The sequence below is a fragment of the Macellibacteroides fermentans genome, from assembly GCF_013409575.1.
In the GTDB taxonomy this organism is placed as follows: domain Bacteria; phylum Bacteroidota; class Bacteroidia; order Bacteroidales; family Tannerellaceae; genus Macellibacteroides; species Macellibacteroides fermentans.
On record NZ_JACCCY010000001.1, the window covers coordinates 898,830 to 916,960 of the forward strand.

General features: G+C 42.2%; 20 protein-coding genes. 16 read left to right on the forward strand and 4 right to left on the reverse strand.

Annotated elements, in window-relative coordinates; genetic code table 11:
* Positions 1-65 precede the first annotated feature (65 nt).
* From F5613_RS03770 to F5613_RS03815, 10 genes are all read left to right on the forward strand, one after another.
* Positions 66-1,334, forward strand: coding sequence for a replication-associated recombination protein A (locus F5613_RS03770; RefSeq protein ID WP_179398952.1), 1,269 nt, complete (start codon positions 66-68; stop codon positions 1,332-1,334).
* 172 nt (positions 1,335-1,506) lie between these two features.
* The gene (serC, locus tag F5613_RS03775) at positions 1,507-2,574 is read left to right on the forward strand and encodes a 3-phosphoserine/phosphohydroxythreonine transaminase (RefSeq protein WP_179398735.1); all 1,068 of its coding nucleotides are present in this window, start codon (positions 1,507-1,509) and stop codon (positions 2,572-2,574) included.
* A 1-nt stretch (position 2,575) separates the two neighbouring features.
* On the forward strand, positions 2,576-3,499 hold the full coding sequence (locus F5613_RS03780) for an NAD(P)-dependent oxidoreductase (protein ID WP_068186821.1): 924 nt from the start codon (positions 2,576-2,578) through the stop codon (positions 3,497-3,499).
* Between the two features lie 11 nt (positions 3,500-3,510).
* Complete coding sequence (locus F5613_RS03785; protein WP_179398736.1) at positions 3,511-4,758, forward strand: DUF1015 domain-containing protein; 1,248 nt, start codon at positions 3,511-3,513, stop codon at positions 4,756-4,758.
* A 256-nt stretch (positions 4,759-5,014) separates the two neighbouring features.
* On the forward strand, positions 5,015-5,476 hold the full coding sequence (gene ndk / locus F5613_RS03790) for a nucleoside-diphosphate kinase (protein WP_068186818.1): 462 nt from the start codon (positions 5,015-5,017) through the stop codon (positions 5,474-5,476).
* Between the two features lie 273 nt (positions 5,477-5,749).
* The gene (locus F5613_RS03795) at positions 5,750-6,199 is read left to right on the forward strand and encodes a DUF4494 domain-containing protein (RefSeq protein ID WP_079682966.1); all 450 of its coding nucleotides are present in this window, start codon (positions 5,750-5,752) and stop codon (positions 6,197-6,199) included.
* Positions 6,200-6,204: 5 nt separating this feature from the next.
* Complete coding sequence (locus tag F5613_RS03800) at positions 6,205-6,873, forward strand: YggS family pyridoxal phosphate-dependent enzyme (protein ID WP_179398737.1); 669 nt, start codon at positions 6,205-6,207, stop codon at positions 6,871-6,873.
* An 85-nt stretch (positions 6,874-6,958) separates the two neighbouring features.
* Positions 6,959-7,936 (forward strand): dihydroorotate dehydrogenase-like protein, encoded by a 978-nt coding sequence (locus tag F5613_RS03805; RefSeq protein ID WP_179398738.1) that lies wholly within the window; start codon positions 6,959-6,961, stop codon positions 7,934-7,936.
* 146 nt (positions 7,937-8,082) lie between these two features.
* Entirely contained in the window at positions 8,083-8,448 is a 366-nt protein-coding gene (locus tag F5613_RS03810; RefSeq protein WP_179398739.1) for a MarR family winged helix-turn-helix transcriptional regulator, read from the forward strand.
* Positions 8,449-8,509: 61 nt separating this feature from the next.
* The gene (locus F5613_RS03815; RefSeq protein WP_179398740.1) at positions 8,510-10,966 is read left to right on the forward strand and encodes a DsrE/DsrF/DrsH-like family protein; all 2,457 of its coding nucleotides are present in this window, start codon (positions 8,510-8,512) and stop codon (positions 10,964-10,966) included.
* Positions 10,967-11,049: 83 nt separating this feature from the next.
* Here the strand turns inward: F5613_RS03815 and serS are convergent, their stop codons facing one another.
* From serS to rplU, 4 genes are all read right to left on the reverse strand, one after another.
* Positions 11,050-12,321, reverse strand: a complete 1,272-nt coding sequence (gene serS, locus F5613_RS03820) for a serine--tRNA ligase (protein WP_179398741.1) — start codon at positions 12,319-12,321, stop codon at positions 11,050-11,052.
* 150 nt (positions 12,322-12,471) lie between these two features.
* On the reverse strand, positions 12,472-12,996 hold the full coding sequence (locus F5613_RS03825) for a C40 family peptidase (protein WP_179398742.1): 525 nt from the start codon (positions 12,994-12,996) through the stop codon (positions 12,472-12,474).
* A 141-nt stretch (positions 12,997-13,137) separates the two neighbouring features.
* Positions 13,138-13,404 (reverse strand): 50S ribosomal protein L27, encoded by a 267-nt coding sequence (rpmA, locus tag F5613_RS03830; protein ID WP_079682956.1) that lies wholly within the window; start codon positions 13,402-13,404, stop codon positions 13,138-13,140.
* Positions 13,405-13,423: 19 nt separating this feature from the next.
* Positions 13,424-13,741, reverse strand: coding sequence for a 50S ribosomal protein L21 (rplU, locus tag F5613_RS03835; protein WP_068186790.1), 318 nt, complete (start codon positions 13,739-13,741; stop codon positions 13,424-13,426).
* A gap of 173 nt (positions 13,742-13,914) precedes the next feature.
* Here rplU and prmA point away from each other — a divergent pair, with 173 nt between their 5' ends.
* The 6 genes from prmA (at position 13,915) to miaA (ending at position 18,121) form a co-directional block, all read left to right on the forward strand.
* Entirely contained in the window at positions 13,915-14,766 is an 852-nt protein-coding gene (gene prmA / locus F5613_RS03840; protein ID WP_179398743.1) for a 50S ribosomal protein L11 methyltransferase, read from the forward strand.
* A 92-nt stretch (positions 14,767-14,858) separates the two neighbouring features.
* On the forward strand, positions 14,859-15,080 hold the full coding sequence (locus F5613_RS03845; protein ID WP_079682954.1) for a YtxH domain-containing protein: 222 nt from the start codon (positions 14,859-14,861) through the stop codon (positions 15,078-15,080).
* Positions 15,081-15,086: 6 nt separating this feature from the next.
* Entirely contained in the window at positions 15,087-15,494 is a 408-nt protein-coding gene (locus F5613_RS03850; RefSeq protein ID WP_079682953.1) for a phage holin family protein, read from the forward strand.
* Positions 15,454-15,825 carry a hypothetical protein gene (locus F5613_RS03855; protein WP_179398744.1) on the forward strand — a complete coding sequence of 124 codons (372 nt, stop codon included), beginning with the start codon at positions 15,454-15,456 and terminating at the stop codon, positions 15,823-15,825. Before F5613_RS03850 ends, F5613_RS03855 begins: the two co-directional genes overlap by 41 nt.
* A 307-nt stretch (positions 15,826-16,132) precedes the next feature.
* On the forward strand, positions 16,133-17,134 hold the full coding sequence (gap, locus tag F5613_RS03860; protein ID WP_079682951.1) for a type I glyceraldehyde-3-phosphate dehydrogenase: 1,002 nt from the start codon (positions 16,133-16,135) through the stop codon (positions 17,132-17,134).
* A 69-nt stretch (positions 17,135-17,203) separates the two neighbouring features.
* Complete coding sequence (gene miaA / locus F5613_RS03865; protein WP_179398745.1) at positions 17,204-18,121, forward strand: tRNA (adenosine(37)-N6)-dimethylallyltransferase MiaA; 918 nt, start codon at positions 17,204-17,206, stop codon at positions 18,119-18,121.
* Positions 18,122-18,131 lie beyond the last annotated feature (10 nt).

Here is an 18,131-nt window from a genome sequence, read left to right on the forward strand (position 1 = left end):
TTGTTGCTTGTTTTTTAACGGTGAGTTGTTTTGATAAGTAAATTTAAAATCCCAATTTTGTGAGCATGAATCAACCGTTGGCAGAACGTATGCGACCCAGAACGTTGGACGACTATGTGGGACAAAAACACTTGGTCGGACAAGGTGCGGTATTGCGTAAAATGATTGAATCCGGACGTATTCCGTCATTTATTCTTTGGGGTCCGCCGGGTGTGGGGAAGACAACCCTGGCTCAGATTATCGCTTCGCGCCTGGAAGCTCCTTTTTATACGTTAAGTGCCATCAGTTCTGGTGTAAAGGATGTACGCGAGGTAATCGACAAGGCTAAAAGCAACCGGTTTTTCAATACGGTATCGCCCATTCTGTTTATCGACGAGATTCACAGATTCAGCAAGTCTCAGCAGGATTCGCTGCTTCACGCGGTAGAAACCGGTGTGGTTACCCTGATAGGTGCCACTACCGAAAATCCCTCCTTCGAAGTGATTCGTCCCCTGCTCTCGCGCTGCCAGGTTTATGTGCTCAAGTCGTTGGATAAGGAAGATCTCCTTTCTCTGATGCACAAGGCAATCACAGAGGATATACTATTGAAGGAGAAGAAATTTGATATAAAGGAGACGGATGCCTTACTTCGTTTTTCCGGAGGAGACGCCCGTAAACTACTTAATATAATAGATTTGCTGGTTTCGGCCAATGAGGATGAAGTGGTTGAGGTGACCGACGAGGCTGTGGTTGAAAGGCTGCAGGAAAATCCGGCGGCGTACGACAAAGGCGGCGAAATGCATTACGATATTATTTCAGCATTTATTAAGTCGATCCGGGGTAGCGACCCCGATGCTGCCATTTACTGGCTTGCCCGCATGGTTGCCGGTGGCGAAGATCCTGAATTTATTGCCCGCCGGTTGGTTATATCGGCTGCGGAAGACATCGGACTGGCAAATCCAAATGCCTTATTACTGGCAAATGCATGTTTTGATGCACTTAAGAAGATAGGATGGCCCGAAGGTCGGATTATTCTGGCCGAAACAACGGTCTACCTTGCCTGCAGTGCAAAAAGCAATTCGGCCTATCTGGCCATAGACGAGGCCCTGGCTCTTGTAAATCGTACGGGCAACCTGCCTGTGCCCCTTCATCTGCGCAATGCCCCCACCAAGCTGATGTCCGAATTGAATTACGGGAAAGAGTACAAATATGCCCACGATTACGAAGGTCACTTCGTAAAACAGGCCTATCTTCCCCACGAAGTAGAGAACGAAAGGCTTTGGATTGGCCAGTCAAATGCGTCGGAAAGCAAACTTATCCAATATATGAAAAGCTTATGGGGAGACAGGTTTTAGTATTATTCTGTTACCTTTTCCACGGGTTTTACTTGAGTATTGTTACAATAAAACGCATTTTGAAGAACAATTTTCATAAATTTAGATGGTTGATTTCAAAAAAAGCAGTACTTTCGCGGCTCTAAATAACGAAGAATGTTACTTTCTATAAAATAATAATAAAAACAATGGTATGAAAAAGCACAATTTTTATGCTGGTCCCTCTATTCTGAGCGAGTACACAATCAAGAACACAGCCGCAGCTGTCGAAAATTTCGCCGGCACCGGGTTATCGATTCTTGAAGTCTCGCATAGAAGCAAAGAGTTTGTGGCCGTAAGCGACGAAGCACGTGCACTTATTAAAGAATTGTTAGATGTTCCGGCTGGCTACGAAGTTTTATTCCTGGGCGGCGGGGCAAGTTTACAGTTCTGTATGGTACCGTTTAACTTGTTAAACAAAAAAGCGTCTTATTTAGACACTGGCACCTGGGCATCAAATGCGATCAAAGAGGCTAAATTCTTTGGCAACGTAGAAGTTGTAGCCTCCTCGAAGGATTCAAATTACTCTTTTATTCCCAAAAACTTCACAGTTTCGCCGGATTCCGATTATTTTCACTTTACTACAAACAATACGATCTTTGGTACAGAGATGCGTTATGACCCGGAAGTTGGCTGTCCGCTGGTTGCAGACATGTCGTCGGACATATTCTCGCGTCCCATCGACGTTTCAAAATACGATGTCATTTATGCAGGCGCTCAGAAAAATCTGGCTCCGGCAGGTGTTACGTTGGCAATTGTTCGCGAAGGTGCCCTGGGCAATGTAGAGCGTCCGATTCCAACCATGCTTGATTACCGTACACATATCAAAAAAGAATCAATGTTTAACACTCCTCCTGTATTGCCTATTTTTGCAGCTTTGCAAACATTGAGATGGTATAAGGAATTGGGTGGTGTGGCAGCGCTCGAAAAGATTAATCTTGAGAAAGCAGCTATTCTTTATGATGAGATAGATCGTAACAAACTTTTCAAAGGAACTGCAGCTGTTGAAGACCGCTCGATCATGAACGTTTGTTTTGTTATGAATGAAGAATACCAGGAACTGGAAGCTGAGTTCAACTCGTTTGCATCGGCTGCCGGTATGGTAGGTATTAAAGGTCACCGTTCGGTTGGCGGTTTCAGAGCATCTATCTATAATGCAATGCCAAAAAGCAGTGTTGAGGCTTTGGTTGCCACAATGAAGGAATTTGAAAAACTTCACTAAGATGACAAAAGTATTAATTGCAACAGATAAACCTTTTGCAGCAGTAGCTGTACAAGGAATCCGTGAAATCATGGAGGCTGCCGGTTTTGAACTGGCACTCCTTGAAAAGTATACGGAAAAAGCACAGCTGCTTGATGCTGTGAAGGATGTAGACGCGATCATTATCCGAAGCGACATTATTGATGCCGAGGTACTTGAAGCGGCCAAAAATCTAAAGATCGTGGTACGCGCTGGTGCGGGATACGACAACGTAGACCTGGATGCCGCCACGGCTCACAATGTGTGTGTGATGAACACTCCGGGACAAAATGCCAACGCTGTAGCTGAACTTGTTTTCGGTATGTTGGTATATTCTATTCGTAACCATTTCAATGGAACATCGGGTACCGAGCTGCTTACCAAGAAATTGGGTATTCTGGCTTATGGTAACGTGGGCCGCAACGTTGCTCGTATCGCTAAAGGTTTCGGGATGAAGGTATATGCTTACGATGCTTTCTGTCCGGCTGCCATCATCGAGAACGACGGAGTAAAGGCTCTTGGTTCTACCGAAGAGTTGTTTGAAAAATGCCAGGTGGTTTCTTTGCATATTCCGGCTACTCCCGAAACTAAGAATTCGATCAACTTCGATCTGATGTCAAAGATGCCCAAGGGTGCTACTATTGTCAACACAGCTCGTAAAGAGGTGGTTGACGAGGCTGGATTGGTTAAGATGTTTGAAGAGCGTCCGGACTTTGTTTACCTCACCGATATCAAGCCATCCAACGACGCCGAATTGGCGGAAAAATATGGTGCACGCTATTTCGGAACCCCGAAAAAGATGGGTGCACAGACTGCCGAGGCCAATATCAATGCTGGTATTGCAGCAGCTAAGCAGATTGTTGAATTCATTGCAAACGGAGTTCGCAAGTATCAGGTAAATAAATAAAAAAGATAACCATGGCAATTATTAAACCGTTTAAGGGAATTAGACCCCCGCAGGCTTTAATTGAGCAAGTGGCTTCACGCCCTTACGACGTACTGAATTCTGAAGAGGCCCGCAAAGAGGCTGAAGGGAACGAGAAATCGTTGTATCACATCATCAAACCGGAGATCGATTTTCCGGTGGGTACTGATGAGCACGATGAAGCTGTTTATCAAAAAGCAGCAGAGAATTTTGCCAAGTTCCAAAAAAACGGATGGTTGGTACAAGACGAAAAAGAACAGTATTATGTATATGCACAAACTATGAACGGCTGTACCCAGTACGGACTGGTGGTTTGTGCTTATGTGGACGACTACATGAAGGGTAACATCAAAAAGCATGAGCTTACCCGTCGCGACAAGGAAGAAGACCGCATGAAGCATGTACGTATAAACAATGCTAACATAGAACCTGTGTTTTTCGCTTATCCCGACAATGCCGAACTGGATGCACTGGTAAAGAAATATACGGCTCAGACGCCGGTTTATGATTTTGTTGCTGCACACGACGGATTTGGTCACCAGTTCTGGATTATCGACAACGAGGCTGATATGGCCCGTATCACGGAACTGTTTGCCGCTATGCCTTCGCTGTACATTGCCGACGGTCATCACCGTTCGGCCGCGGCCGCATTGGTAGGTGCCGAAAAAGCTCAACAAAATCCAAATCATACAGGGAAGGAAGAGTACAACTATTTTATGGCTGTATGTTTCCCCGCTGATCAGCTTACTATCATCGACTACAACCGTGTGGTTAAAGATCTGAACGGTCTGACCGACGAAGAGTTTCTTGCAAAAGTCGCCGAAAACTTTGTAGTGGAAGAAAAAGGAGAGGCTATTTACAAGCCCGGCCAGCTTCACAACTTCTCATTGTATCTGTCTGGTAAATGGTACTCACTTACGGCAAAACAGGGAACTTACAATGATAACGATCCCATCGGTGTACTGGATGTAACCATCTCTTCCAATCTTATTTTGGATGAAATTCTTGGTATCAAGGATCTCCGGTCCGACAAGCGTATCGATTTTGTAGGCGGTATTCGTGGTTTAGGTGAATTGAAGCAACGGGTGGACAGTGGCGAAATGCGTGTGGCTCTGGCATTGTATCCCGTATCGATGAAGCAATTGATCGACATTGCCGACACCGGCAACATCATGCCTCCTAAAACAACCTGGTTCGAGCCTAAGCTCCGTTCGGGTCTGGTGATTCATTCACTCGATTAAGGAATAAGATTTATATCGGGTACGGAAGCTGCCCTAAACGCTTCCCGCAAACATAAACAAATTTAAGGTCGTGCGCAGGTCAAAAAGACCTGTCGCACGACCTTTTCTTTCCGGCTTTAGCTATATTTCCAGGCTTTTCTTCAAAATAAATCAAATTTATCACTCAAATTCTAAACAAACTATTTGGAACCATAGCCAAAAAAGGTATCTTTGGCGCGAAGAATTAACCGTCTAAATATTCTAATATAAAATTGTTATGGAACGAACACTTGTTATTCTAAAACCTTGTACTATACAGCGAGGTTTGATTGGAGAAATCATCTCACGATTTGAAAAAAAAGGATTAAGACTTGTAGGCGCGAAAATGATTTGGCTTACAGATGAGATTCTTAAAGAACACTATGCACATTTACTTGATAAGCCGTTTTTTGGTAGAATCAAAGATGCTATGGAAGTTTGTCCTGTTATTGTTTGTTGCTGGGAAGGCGTGGATGCTGTTCAGGTTGTAAGGACTATATCCGGACCTACAAACGGGCGAATCGCTCAACCGGGAACCATCAGAGGAGATTATAGCATGAGTATACAGGAAAACATGGTTCACGCATCCGACTCTATCGAAACAGCAAAAATCGAATTGAATCGTTTCTTTGATCCTTCAGAGATATTTGATTACAAACGTCTTTGCTTTTCAAGCCTTTATGCGATTGATGAGGTTTGATTTTATCAAACGAAAACAACCGGGAAAGAAATAAAAGCTTTCTAACTCCGGTTGCTATCTCATGCAATTCATCCTGTTCTCACGAATTGGATGATCATTCTCTTTACTAATCTTAAAAATCTAATACCATGAAAAACACTATACTGTATATTTATAACATACGGGTGTACGGAATAGTTTAATTGTTTTTCATGTTTTAAGTTGGATTATTTAAGGATAGCAGCTACTTTTGTGTGCTGTTTTAGTAATAAACAATCCATAAAAAAATTGAATATGCATAATTGGTTTGAGTGTAAGGTAACTTACGAGAAGATGATGGAAAACGGGATGCAGAAGAAAGTAACGGAACCTTACTTGGTTGATGCCTTGTCGTTTACAGAAGCCGAAGCTCGGATTATCGAAGAGATCCAGCCCTATATTACAGGCGATTTCACTGTAGCTGATATCAAGCGCGCCAAGATTTCGGAGCTTTTCTTCAATGAGGCCGGCGACCGCTTCTTTAAGTTTAAGGTTTACTTCATCACGCTTGACGAAAAGAGTGGCGCGGAGAAGAAGACTGCTGTCAATATGCTTGCACAGGCTTGTACCCTGAAAGAGGCTATTGCAGTTCTGGAAGAAGGCATGAAGAGCACTATGGCTGATTATTCCATCGGATCTGTTGCCGAAACCATGCTGATGGATGTATTTCCTTTTGCTGTTGACGATAAAAAAGAGGCTCGTTAACCGACATGAGCATATCGTCTAACATAAAACAGTTACAAGCGTCTATCCCTGAAGGGGTAACGCTTGTTGCTGTTTCAAAGTTTCATCCTGTGGAAGCTTTGCAGGAAGCCTATGCTGCCGGTCAGCGTGTTTTTGGAGAAAACAAAGCACAGGAACTGCTTTTAAAACAGGAAGTGATGCCAAAAGACATTCAGTGGCACTTTATAGGGCATCTGCAAAGTAATAAAGTAAAAACAATTGCTCCGTTTATTCATACGATCCACAGTATTGATTCTGCTAAATTATTACAGGAGGTGGACAAGCAGGCTGCCAGGTTCAACCGCACCATACGCGTTTTACTACAGATTTACATCGCACGGGAAGATACTAAATTCGGACTTAGCTTTGAAGAGTGCATCGAATTACTGGAAAGTGGCCTTATTGCCGACTGTAAGCATGTAGAGGTTTGCGGATTGATGGGCATGGCCACCAATACCGACAACGAAACTCAAATCTGTGAGGAATTTGCCAAACTGAATACTTTCTTTAAAACAGTAAAAGCATCATACTTTTCAAACCAGGATTCCTTCCGTGAAATTTCAATGGGAATGAGCCACGATTATAAGCTTGCCATTGCGGAAGGGAGCACAATGATACGCGTTGGAAGCAGTATTTTTGGGGAACGCTCTTACTAGTTTTAACCTTATTAAATAGCTTGCCTGTTTTTTGGTTAGGATTAATGGTTATCTTTGTAAACTTGAACTAAAATAAATCGGGATCATGATTGACTTGAAAACTGAATATGCCGGATTAAAACTTCGTAATCCGCTAATAGCCGGAAGCTCCGGCCTGACAAACAATCCGGAAAGAAATAAAGAATTTGAAAAGGCTGGTGTAGGCGCCATTGTGTTGAAATCACTCTTTGAAGAGCAAATTGAGATGCAGTCGTCCAACCTCTTAAAGGATTCCGATTATCCGGAAGCATCAGACTATGTACAGGAATATGTAAAGGTGAATCAGGTAAACGAATACCTCGAACTTATCAAAAAAACAAAAGCATTGTGTACAATTCCAATTATTGCCAGCATCAATTGCTATAAAGCTGATAACTGGATTGACTTTGCCCGTCAGATTGAACTTGCCGGAGCCGACGCTCTGGAGCTAAACGTTTTTTACCTGGAAACATCACTCACCCACGATTATTATAAGATGCAGACCACGTACGTGAATATTGTACGTAAGGTAAAGGAGACAGTTCGTATTCCGATTATTATCAAAATAGGAAAGAACTTTACCAACATACCTGCACTTGTAAACACTTTAAAAGTTAACGGTGCTGATGCTGTGGTGTTGTTTAACCGCTACTACCAGCCGGATATAGACATCAATACGATGCAGATTGTTTCGGGTAATGTATTCAGTAACCATTCGGACCTGAGTGATACCTTGCGGTGGACTGGTATCGTAAGCGGACAAATCCCGGGAATTAATATTGCCGCCTCAACCGGTGTGCACGATTGGGAAGATGTGATTAAGTGCTTGCTTGCAGGAGCATCCACTGTACAGCTAACCAGTGCTTTGTATACACACGGATCCGAAATTATCTCGCAGATCCTTACCTGTATTGAGGAATGGATGCATCAGTCGCGCATTAAAACCATCGAAGAATTCCGTGGTAAATTAAATTATAAAAATAGTAGTGATCCGTCTCGCTACGAACGTGCTCAGTTTATGAAGTACTTTTCAAACCGCGATTAATACGGGTTTATCCATAAAAAGGGCAGTTCATTTAGTTGAACTGCCCTTTTTTATATATAGCTAACAATTATTTGAAATATTTTCCACTAAAAATTATTACATTAAAGAATATATGTTTATCTTTGCAACGAATTAATAGGAATAATATGGAACCAATTTGTGTAATTAAAGATATTTATAAGACCTTGTACCAGTTCGAAAAGGATTTTCTGGATGCGTACGAACTTACAATCAATGAGGCAATGCTGCTTTGTTGCCTGAAAGACGGCGAATGTAAGTCGGCCGGACTGATATGCGACTTTATCGGATTGTCTAATTCGAGGGTATCTAAAATTATCACTTCGGTTGAAGACAAATGTCTAATAAACAGAACCATATGTAAAGAAGACAAACGTCAGATGATATTTGAATTGTCTGAAACCGGCAAAACAAAAGTAGCTCAGATGATGACAGCCGAACTGCAGATTGAAAGTCTGTTTGAAAAGCTTACAGAATGTATGAAAAGGGATTAATTCCCTTTTTTTACCCATTTATTTTCCATTACGAACTATTAGCATTACAAATTATAAACATATGAAGTATCTTATTATCGGAGGTGTAGCCGGAGGGGCTACGGTAGCAGCCCGTTTGCGAAGAATGGACGAACAGGCTGAGATCATTCTTTTTGAACGCGGAGCCTATGTTTCGTATGCAAACTGCGGACTCCCCTACTATATCGGTGATACCATTACCCAGCGCGACAATCTTTTCGTGCAGACTGCTCAGGGATTTACAGCTCGCTTTAATATCGACATCCGTACACAACAAGAGGTTGTTGCCATTCAGACGCAAGGCAAAACGGTGTTGGTAAAGAATCTGCTTACAAATGAAACTTATTCTGAAGGATACGACAAGCTGGTGCTATCGCCAGGGGCTGAGCCCATTCGTCCGCGAGTTGACGGAATATCGGCTAACCGCATCTTTACACTACGAAATGTGCCGGACACCGATACGATTAAAGGATATATAAACACAGTTAGACCCAAAAGAGCCTTGGTGATTGGGGGTGGTTTTATTGGTTTGGAAATGGCCGAGAACCTTCACGAACTGGGTATCGAAGTAGGTGTTATTGAGATGGCCAACCAGGTTATGGCTCCGCTGGATTATTCGATGGCCGCCATCGTTCATCATCATATGGTTGAAAACAACGTATCCTTATATCTTGGTGATGGCGTAGCAAGCTTCAAAGAAACAGAAAACGGGGTTGTCGTAGTATTGGCCAGCGGCAAAGAGCTGGAAACAGATATGGTGATACTAAGTATCGGAGTTCGTCCGGAAACTCTTCTTGCCAAGGAGGCAGGTCTTGCTCTTGGTAAACTGGGAGGAATTGAAGTGAATGAATATATGCAGACTTCCGATCCGGATATTTATGCATTGGGTGATGCCGTAGAGGTAACTCATCTTGTTACCGGTAGTAAAGCATTGATTCCGCTGGCAGGTCCTGCAAATAAACAGGGACGTATCGTTGCCGACAACATCGTTTATGGAAATAAGAAGGTATACGAAGGTTCAATCGGCACATCCATTGCGAAGATATTTCATCTTACTGTCGCTGCAGCCGGAGCCAACAGTAAATTACTAGCCAAAGAGGGTATTCCTTACCATGAATCGTTTACCCACAGCGGATCGCATGCTGGCTATTATCCGGGTGCCCTTTCTTTATCCATCAAGATATTATTTGCTCCAAAGACAGGCAAACTTCTGGGTGCGCAGGTGGTAGGTTTTGATGGAGTTGACAAACGTATCGAGATGTTGGCTCAGGTTATCCGTAATAATGGTACTGTATACGATTTAATGGAGTTGGAACATGCCTATGCTCCTCCCTACTCGTCGGCTAAAGATCCGGTTAATATGGCTGGTTTTGTAGCAGAAAATATCCTTACCGGTAAAGTAAAGACGGCTCAGTGGAGAGACATAGAGGGTCTATCGAAAGAGGCTCTTATCGTAGACGTACGTACACGGGAGGAATTTGCATTGGGTTCCATACCCGGATCTGTGAATATTCCGGTGGATGAACTACGCAGCCGTCTTCCAGAGCTTCCGCTGGATAAAGATATAGTGGTTACTTGTGCTGTTGGATTACGTGGTTATGTTGCTTACCGTATTCTGGTTCAGAATGGATACGAAAGGGTAAGAAACTTATCCGGTGGATACAAAACATGGTCGTTGGCCCGTATCGAACCGAATATAAATCAGCACATCACCTCAAAGCCGGCTAACGAAGACGGTACAGAAGAGGTTGTTATTCCGGCTCTGAAGGAGATAAAAGAGTTGAAAATGATTGATGCCTGCGGGTTACAATGTCCGGGACCGGTTATGCAGCTAAAAAAGAACTATGGAGAAATAGGTTTGGGCGAGCAATTACACATTACCGCAACCGATCCTGGCTTTGCCAAGGATGTGGTGGCGTGGTGCAAAATTACCGGAGCCAACTTACTGTCGGTCGAAAACAAGGCCGGTGTTATTCATGCAACGATTGAAAAAACAGAATCTCAAAATCAGAATAAAATGATAAGTAACGGAGATAATAAAACCTTCATCGTGTTCAGCGATGATTTAGATAAAGCACTCGCCTCATTTGTAATTGCCAACGGGGCAGCCTCTACAGGAAAGAAAGTGAGTATGTTCTTTACTTTCTGGGGACTAAACGTAATCAAGAAACGTGAAAAACCTTCGGTAGCAAAAGATATTTTTGGCAAGATGTTCGGCATGATGTTGCCTTCGCACAGCGGTAAGCTGAAACTATCCAAATTAAATATGGGTGGAGCCGGTAGCTGGATGATGCGCCTGATCATGAAAAATAAAAAGATATCCAGTCTGGAAGAATTGATGCAACAGGCCGTTGACAATGGTGTGGAGATGATTGCCTGTACCATGAGTATGGATGTGATGGGCGTAAAAGAGGAAGAACTACTGGACAACGTTGTTTACGGAGGGGTGGCTTCTTATCTGGAACGTGCAGAAGAATCGAATGTGAATCTCTTTATCTAGTAATTACCAGCATAGTTGTAATAAAAGGAAAAGGGTTGTCCGCAGCGGACAACCCTTTATTATTTTGCATACTTCAAAGAAGCTTATTTAATCATATCGAAACCTGTGTAAGGTACCAATGCTTTTGGTATACGGATACCCTCGGGAGTCTGGTTGTTTTCCAACAATGCCGCAACGATACGTGGTAAAGCAAGGGCACTACCGTTCAACGTGTGACAAAGCTGCGTCTTCTTGCTGGCATCACGGTAACGACATTTCAGTCGGTTTGCCTGATAGCTCTCGAAGTTGGATACGGAACTCACTTCCAACCAACGTTCTTGTGCTGCAGAATATACCTCGAAGTCGAACGTGATGGCCGATGTGAAACTCATATCGCCTCCACATAAGCGCAAAATACGCCAGGGGAGTTCCAATTTTTCTACCAACGATTGTACGTAATCTACCATTTCCTTCAATGATTCATAAGAATGCTCGGGAGTATCGATGCGAACAATCTCTACCTTGTCGAACTGATGCAGACGGTTCAATCCGCGAACATCCTTGCCGTATGAGCCTGCTTCGCGACGGAAACAAGCCGAATAGGCTGTGTTCTTGATAGGTAATTCAGATTCGTTCAATATCACATCACGGTAAATATTGGTTACCGGAACTTCGGCTGTTGGTATCAGGTACAGATCGTCAAGCGTAGCGTGGTACATCTGTCCCTCTTTATCGGGAAGCTGACCGGTACCATAACCCGAGTCGGCATTTACTACATAAGGAGGTTGTATCTCCAAATAGCCGGCTTCGCGCGCATTATCCAAAAAGAAATTAATGAGCGCACGCTGCAAACGGCAACCATATCCTTTATATACAGGGAAACCTGCACCGGTTATCTTAACACCCAATTCGAAATCGATCAGGTCGTATTTCTTACACAAATCCCAGTGAGGAACTGCACCTTCGTGTAATTTAGGAACTACTCCGCCACTCTTTTCGCATAGATTATCTTCCGCTGCACGACCTTCGGGTACCGAATCGTGAGGCAAGTTGGGAACCAGTACCAACAGATTGTTCATCTCCTGCTCTGCTGCGGTTTTTGCGGCATCCAGCTCTTTGTTACCTTCTTTCATCTCGGCAACTTTAGCCCGGGCTTGCTCCGCCTCTTCCTTCTTTCCCTCTTTCATCAGGGCGCCGATTGTTTTCGATAAGTTATTCAACGTAGCCAAATTCTCATCCAAAACCGACTGTGTAGTACGTCTTGTTTTATCTAACTCGATAATTTTACCGATAATCTCTTTCGCATCAAAATGCTTTTTGGCCAACCTGCGGATTACTTCGTCCGGGTTTTCCGTAATTACTTTAAGCGTCAACATACTTTATCTATGCTTTTTAATTGAGCTACAAAGTTAAACAAATTATAGAGAACATACTATTTAAACAACAAATGAAAAAAAACTTTATATGAAGTTTACGGAAATCGATACAGCGCATCAATATCAATTGGCAGTAAACCAAGGAACATGTTACTTAACCCTCCCGGCTGCCACCCAGGTACGCAGATAGTAAGGTTCACTCAAGCTGCTCACCATCACCCCACGGGAGGTGCTGGTATGAATAAATTTGCCATTTTTAAGGTAGATACCGGAGTGATTGGGACTCTTTTTCCGTCCACCTTCCGTCCGGAAGAATACGAGATCTCCTTCCTTTAGCTCATCACGGGAAATTTTCCTGCAGTCGTGTTTCAGCATATCAGCCGAAGAACGTGATAGTTGGCGACCGTACACCTGTTCGTAGAGAATAGATACAAATCCGGAACAATCGACTCCCTGCTTATTTGATCCGCCATAACGATGAGGAACTCCCAACCATTTAGCACCTTCCGCATAAAGCATTTCATTATCGGAGGAAGTAATACGCATACCATATATCTGAGAAAGGTTATCAGAGATTATCGGCTCCTTTTCCACTTGCTTTTTGGTTCCACAAGCTACTAGCAGTAAACAAAAGAGTAAAGGGGAGAGTTTATAGATTTGTTTAATCGGATTCATACATAGAAGGTTTGACACAAATATAAATATAAAGTCAGTCTATTGAATCAACAAAAATCATTATTCCAAAATTAAAGCATAAAAAAAGCAGGATATTCAATGGATGAATACCCTGCTTTTTGTTTTTTAGCGAAAGATATGTTATGCTTCAGCTTTGATTTCTTCAACTGAAACAAATGATCTGTTATCTTTTCTCTTACGGAATTTTACAACACCGTCTACCAAAGCATACAACGTGTGGTCTTTACCAATACCAACGTTTTCACCCGGATGATGTTGTGTTCCTCTCTGACGGATAAGAATGTTACCGGCTTTAGCAACTTCACCACCAAAGATTTTAACGCCTAATCGCTTACTTTGTGATTCACGGCCGTTCTTCGAACTACCTACACCTTTTTTATGTGCCATTTTCTTTCCTTTTTAATCGTTATGCAACAATTTCTTTAACACTCACTTCAGTGAACTGCTGACGGTGACCGTTCAACTTACGGTAACCTTTTCTTCTTTTCTTGTGGAAAATCAGAACTTTGTCACCCTTTACAAGCGGAGAAAGAACTTCGCAAACAACCTTTGCTCCCTCTACAGTAGGAAGACCTACTTTTACATCACCATTGTTGTCGACCAACAAAACTTTGTCAAACTCAACAACTGCTCCACCTTCAACATTCTGAATGTGGTGAACAAACAATTTTTTGCCTTCTTCGGCTTTAAACTGCTGACCGTTAATTTCTACGATTACGTACATCTGTCTTTTAATTATACAGGTTATCTCCCGGGGGTGGATGCCTCTTCAGGCTTCGCTTATTTACCCTCTGCAGAATTCAGACTGCAAAAGTAGTACAAGTTTGTAAAACAAACAAACTTTGCCAAACTTTTTTCACTACCTTTGTACGCGTAAAACATTAAATAAGAAGCAGTATGAACTATTACGAAGTACAATTTACATATACATCTCCTATAGATACCGAAATTATAAACGATGTGCTTGCTTCCGAATTGGGTGAAATTGGCTTTGAAAGCTTTACTTCAAACGAAAACGGACTAACAGCTTATATATCAGAGAAACTTTACGATACGGAAGCTATTAAAGATAAAATTACCTCTTTTCCTCTGGGGCCTGTAACTTTCGCTTACATCGAAAAGTTTATTGTAAGCAAAAACTGGAACGAAGCATGGGAGAAGAATTACTTCCAACCCATCCGGATCGGAAATGAATGTATCATACGAGCTTCATTCCACGAAGCGGTTCCAGATATTACTCATACCATCATCATAGATCCGAAGATGGCTTTTGGGACCGGGAATCATGAAACAACCTTTCTTATGATCAGCGAGATACTCAAACTCGATCTTGAAGGCAAAGAGGTACTTGATATGGGATGCGGAACAGCAGTATTAGCCATTCTTGCCGCGAAAAAAGGGGCGTCGCGCATTGAGGCTGTAGACATCGACGAGTGGGCATATAACAATGCACTTGAGAATATTGCAACGAATCAAACGCCTAACGTAAGCATTCATTTAGGGGGAGCCGAGAAAATCGCAGAACTTGGCAGATTCGATTTTGTTTTTGCCAATATAAACCGAAATATTTTATTGAACGATATGGCATCCTACAGCGCCTGCATGAAGCCGGGAAGCATCTTGTATATGAGTGGGTTTTATAGTGAAGACATTCCGGTTATAGCGGAATCTTGCACAAACAACGGATTAAAATTAGTTTCGTTCAACGAAAAAAATAATTGGGTCGCCGTACGTGTCGAAAAACAATAATCCAGAAAATTATCTATAAAAATCGCCGGGACATTGAACTAACCCGTAAAAAAAAAGGTTACAATAGTAGTAACTCTTAAAATAGACAAGTTATGAAAAGTATCGATTCAAAATTGTTATTGGGATTAGTTGTTGGCGCTGCAGTAGGTGCCGCTGTTGGTTATTTGGTAGCAACCGATAAGAAGGAACAAATACTGGATGAGCTAAACAATGTAGTTGGCAAGGTAAAAGAAGGCTTCAGTGGTGCAATGGCCAAAATCAAAGAAGCCAAAGGCGGTTGTGAAAAGGCGGTTGAAGATGTAGTTTCCGAATAAGCAATTATGGGAAAAGACGCAGAACAAATCTTCCGGAAGCTTAAAGAGGATCTATCAGCTTATGTGGAGTTGAAAGTTGAACTCCTAAAGTTAACTGCATACGAAAGGACGGGGAAATTGGTCTCCGTTCTTTCGTATGGTTTAATTTTACTGTTTCTGGCTTTCTTCGCCATTTTATTTATTTTCCTTGCCCTGGGATTCTTTTTAGGCGATATTCTGGACAATGTGGCAGGAGGTTTTGCTATCGTAGCATTACTCTATATGATATTATTTGCCATTATCATTTTCAACAAAAACAAAATTAGTGAAGCAATTGTAAATGAAATAATTTCTGTACTTACAGCAATTGAAGATAAAAAAAAGGAGTCCGACAATGAACAAACAACAGACACCGCTGGAGAAACTGATTTCTGACAAAAACCGGTTACAGGAACGTTGCCTTTTACAGGAACAAAAATTAAATGCAGACTTTACCTATATACAGGAAAATGCAGCATCACTTTTATTGTCTGGATTCTCTGCACTGGTTTTTCCTAAACAAAAGCAGGCGTCACCCAATACCGGGCAAACGGCCTATACTAAAGAAGACCAAAATATTGAGACACTTGGTCTGACTGATATATTGTCTCTGGGCAGGAGTATGATGCCGGTGGCATGGGATATTATCAAGCCGATTCTTATCTCTTGGGGAATTAAAAAAGCCGGTTCTGTTTTATCCAAAGTTCTCTTTAAGAAAAAAATGTAATCCATACCATTAATTTATGTTATAGGACATATTTTTTTATCTGAATAAGCATAAATAAACAAAAAACATCCTACCTTTGCATACGAGATAACTTCTGTAATACAAAGAATGAAATATGGAGAAACAAAGTAAAATCTGGGTGTTGTGTCTATTGATGTTAGTTGTGTTTGCGTCTTGTGCCACTCCTTGTGGCTGTTGATGATAAGTTACAATTTGCATTCGTTTTGTACATTGTTACTTTGCATATATTACAGAAATCACTAATTTTGCGTAGTTTTTTTAAAAACCCAAATAAAGATTTATAAAAATGATTAAAGTAGGTATTAACGGTTTCGGCCGTATCGGACGTTTAGTTTTCCGTGCTGCTCAATCTAAGAGCGATGTTCAAATTGTAGGTATCAACGACTTGATCGACGTAGATTACATGGTTTACATGTTGAAATACGATTCAGTTCACGGTCAGTTTGATGGTACAGTTGAAGTTAAGGATGGTAACTTGGTTGTAAACGGAAACGTAATCCGTGTTACTGCTGAAAGAAATCCGGCTGATTTGAAATGGGATGCTGTAGGTGCAGAATATGTTGTTGAATCAACTGGTCTTTTCCTTACAGAAGAAAAAGCAAACGCTCACATCCAGGCTGGTGCTAAGTATGTAGTAATGTCTGCTCCTTCAAAAGATGCTACTCCTATGTTCGTTATGGGTGTTAACAACGATACTTATGCTGGTCAGAAGATCGTTTCTAACGCTTCTTGTACAACTAACTGTTTGGCTCCTTTGGCTAAGGTTATCAACGATAAATTTGGTATCGTTGAAGGTTTGATGACTACAGTACACGCTACAACAGCTACTCAAAAGACTGTTGACGGTCCTTCTGCTAAGGACTGGAGAGGTGGTCGTGCTGCTGGTGGCAACATTATCCCTTCTTCTACAGGTGCTGCTAAGGCTGTAGGTAAAGTAATTCCTCAGTTGAACGGTAAACTTACAGGTATGGCTTTCCGTGTTCCAACTTTGGACGTTTCTGTTGTTGACTTGACAGTTCGTTTGGAAAAAGCTGCTACTTACGAAGAAATCAAAGCTGCTATCAAATCAGCTTCTGAAAACGAAATGAAGGGTATCCTTGGTTATACTGAAGATGCTGTTGTTTCTACAGACTTCACAGGCGACGCTCGTACTTCTATCTTTGATGCAGAAGCAGGTATCGCATTGAACGGAAACTTCGTTAAATTGGTTAGCTGGTATGACAATGAGTGGGGTTATTCAAACAAGGTTGTTGAATTGATCCAGCACATGGCTAAAGTAAACGCATAATCATCGTATTATATAGTTTCAAAGCCACATCCTCCGGGGTGTGGCTTTTTTTATTACCTTTGTTCCGCTATGGAAAGCTATCAATTAATTACAGTTTTAGGGCCAACCGCTTCGGGCAAAACATCATTTGCCGCAGCACTGGCTGCCCGTCTCGATTCGGAGATTATCAGTGCCGATTCGCGCCAGATTTATCGTTCGATGGATATTGGTACAGGAAAGGACCTGGCCGATTACACCATTAACGGCAAACCTGTGCCTTATCATCTGATTGACATTTGCGATCCGGGTGATAAATACAATGTATTCGAATATCAACATGCCTTTTTCCGGGCATTCGAGGATATTCGCAATCGGGGTAAACTACCTGTCCTTTGCGGAGGTACGGGGATGTATATTGAAGCTGTGCTGAAAGGATATAAACTCCTTGATGTTCCTGCCAATCCGGTTTTGCGTGAATCATTGAAGGGGAAGTCGCTTGCCGAACTTGAGCAGCTGCTTTCCTCTTACAAAACATTGCATAATAAAACGGATGTAGATTCGCCTCAACGGGCTATCAGAGCTATTGAGATTGAAGAATACTACAAGACGCAGGCTCCGGATGCAACCGGATATGACCCAATCCGCAGCCTTATAGTGGGTTTGGATATTTCCCGCGAATTGAGAAGGGAAAAGATTTCCCGACGCTTACGAAGCCGACTGGATGAAGGGATGGTGGACGAGGTGAAAGGGATTCTGGCTAAGGGTGTGAAACCGGACGATCTTATTTATTATGGTCTGGAATATAAATACCTCACCCTTTATGTACTGGGAGAGCTTTCCTATACAGAAATGGTGTCGCAGCTTGAAATAGCGATTCATCAATTTGCCAAAAGACAGATGACCTGGTTCAGGGGAATGGAACGACGAGGTTTCACCATCCATTGGCTGGATGCCACCTTACCGGCCGAACAAAACATCCAGGCTGTTATAACATTGTTAAATCAATAAACTTCAAACA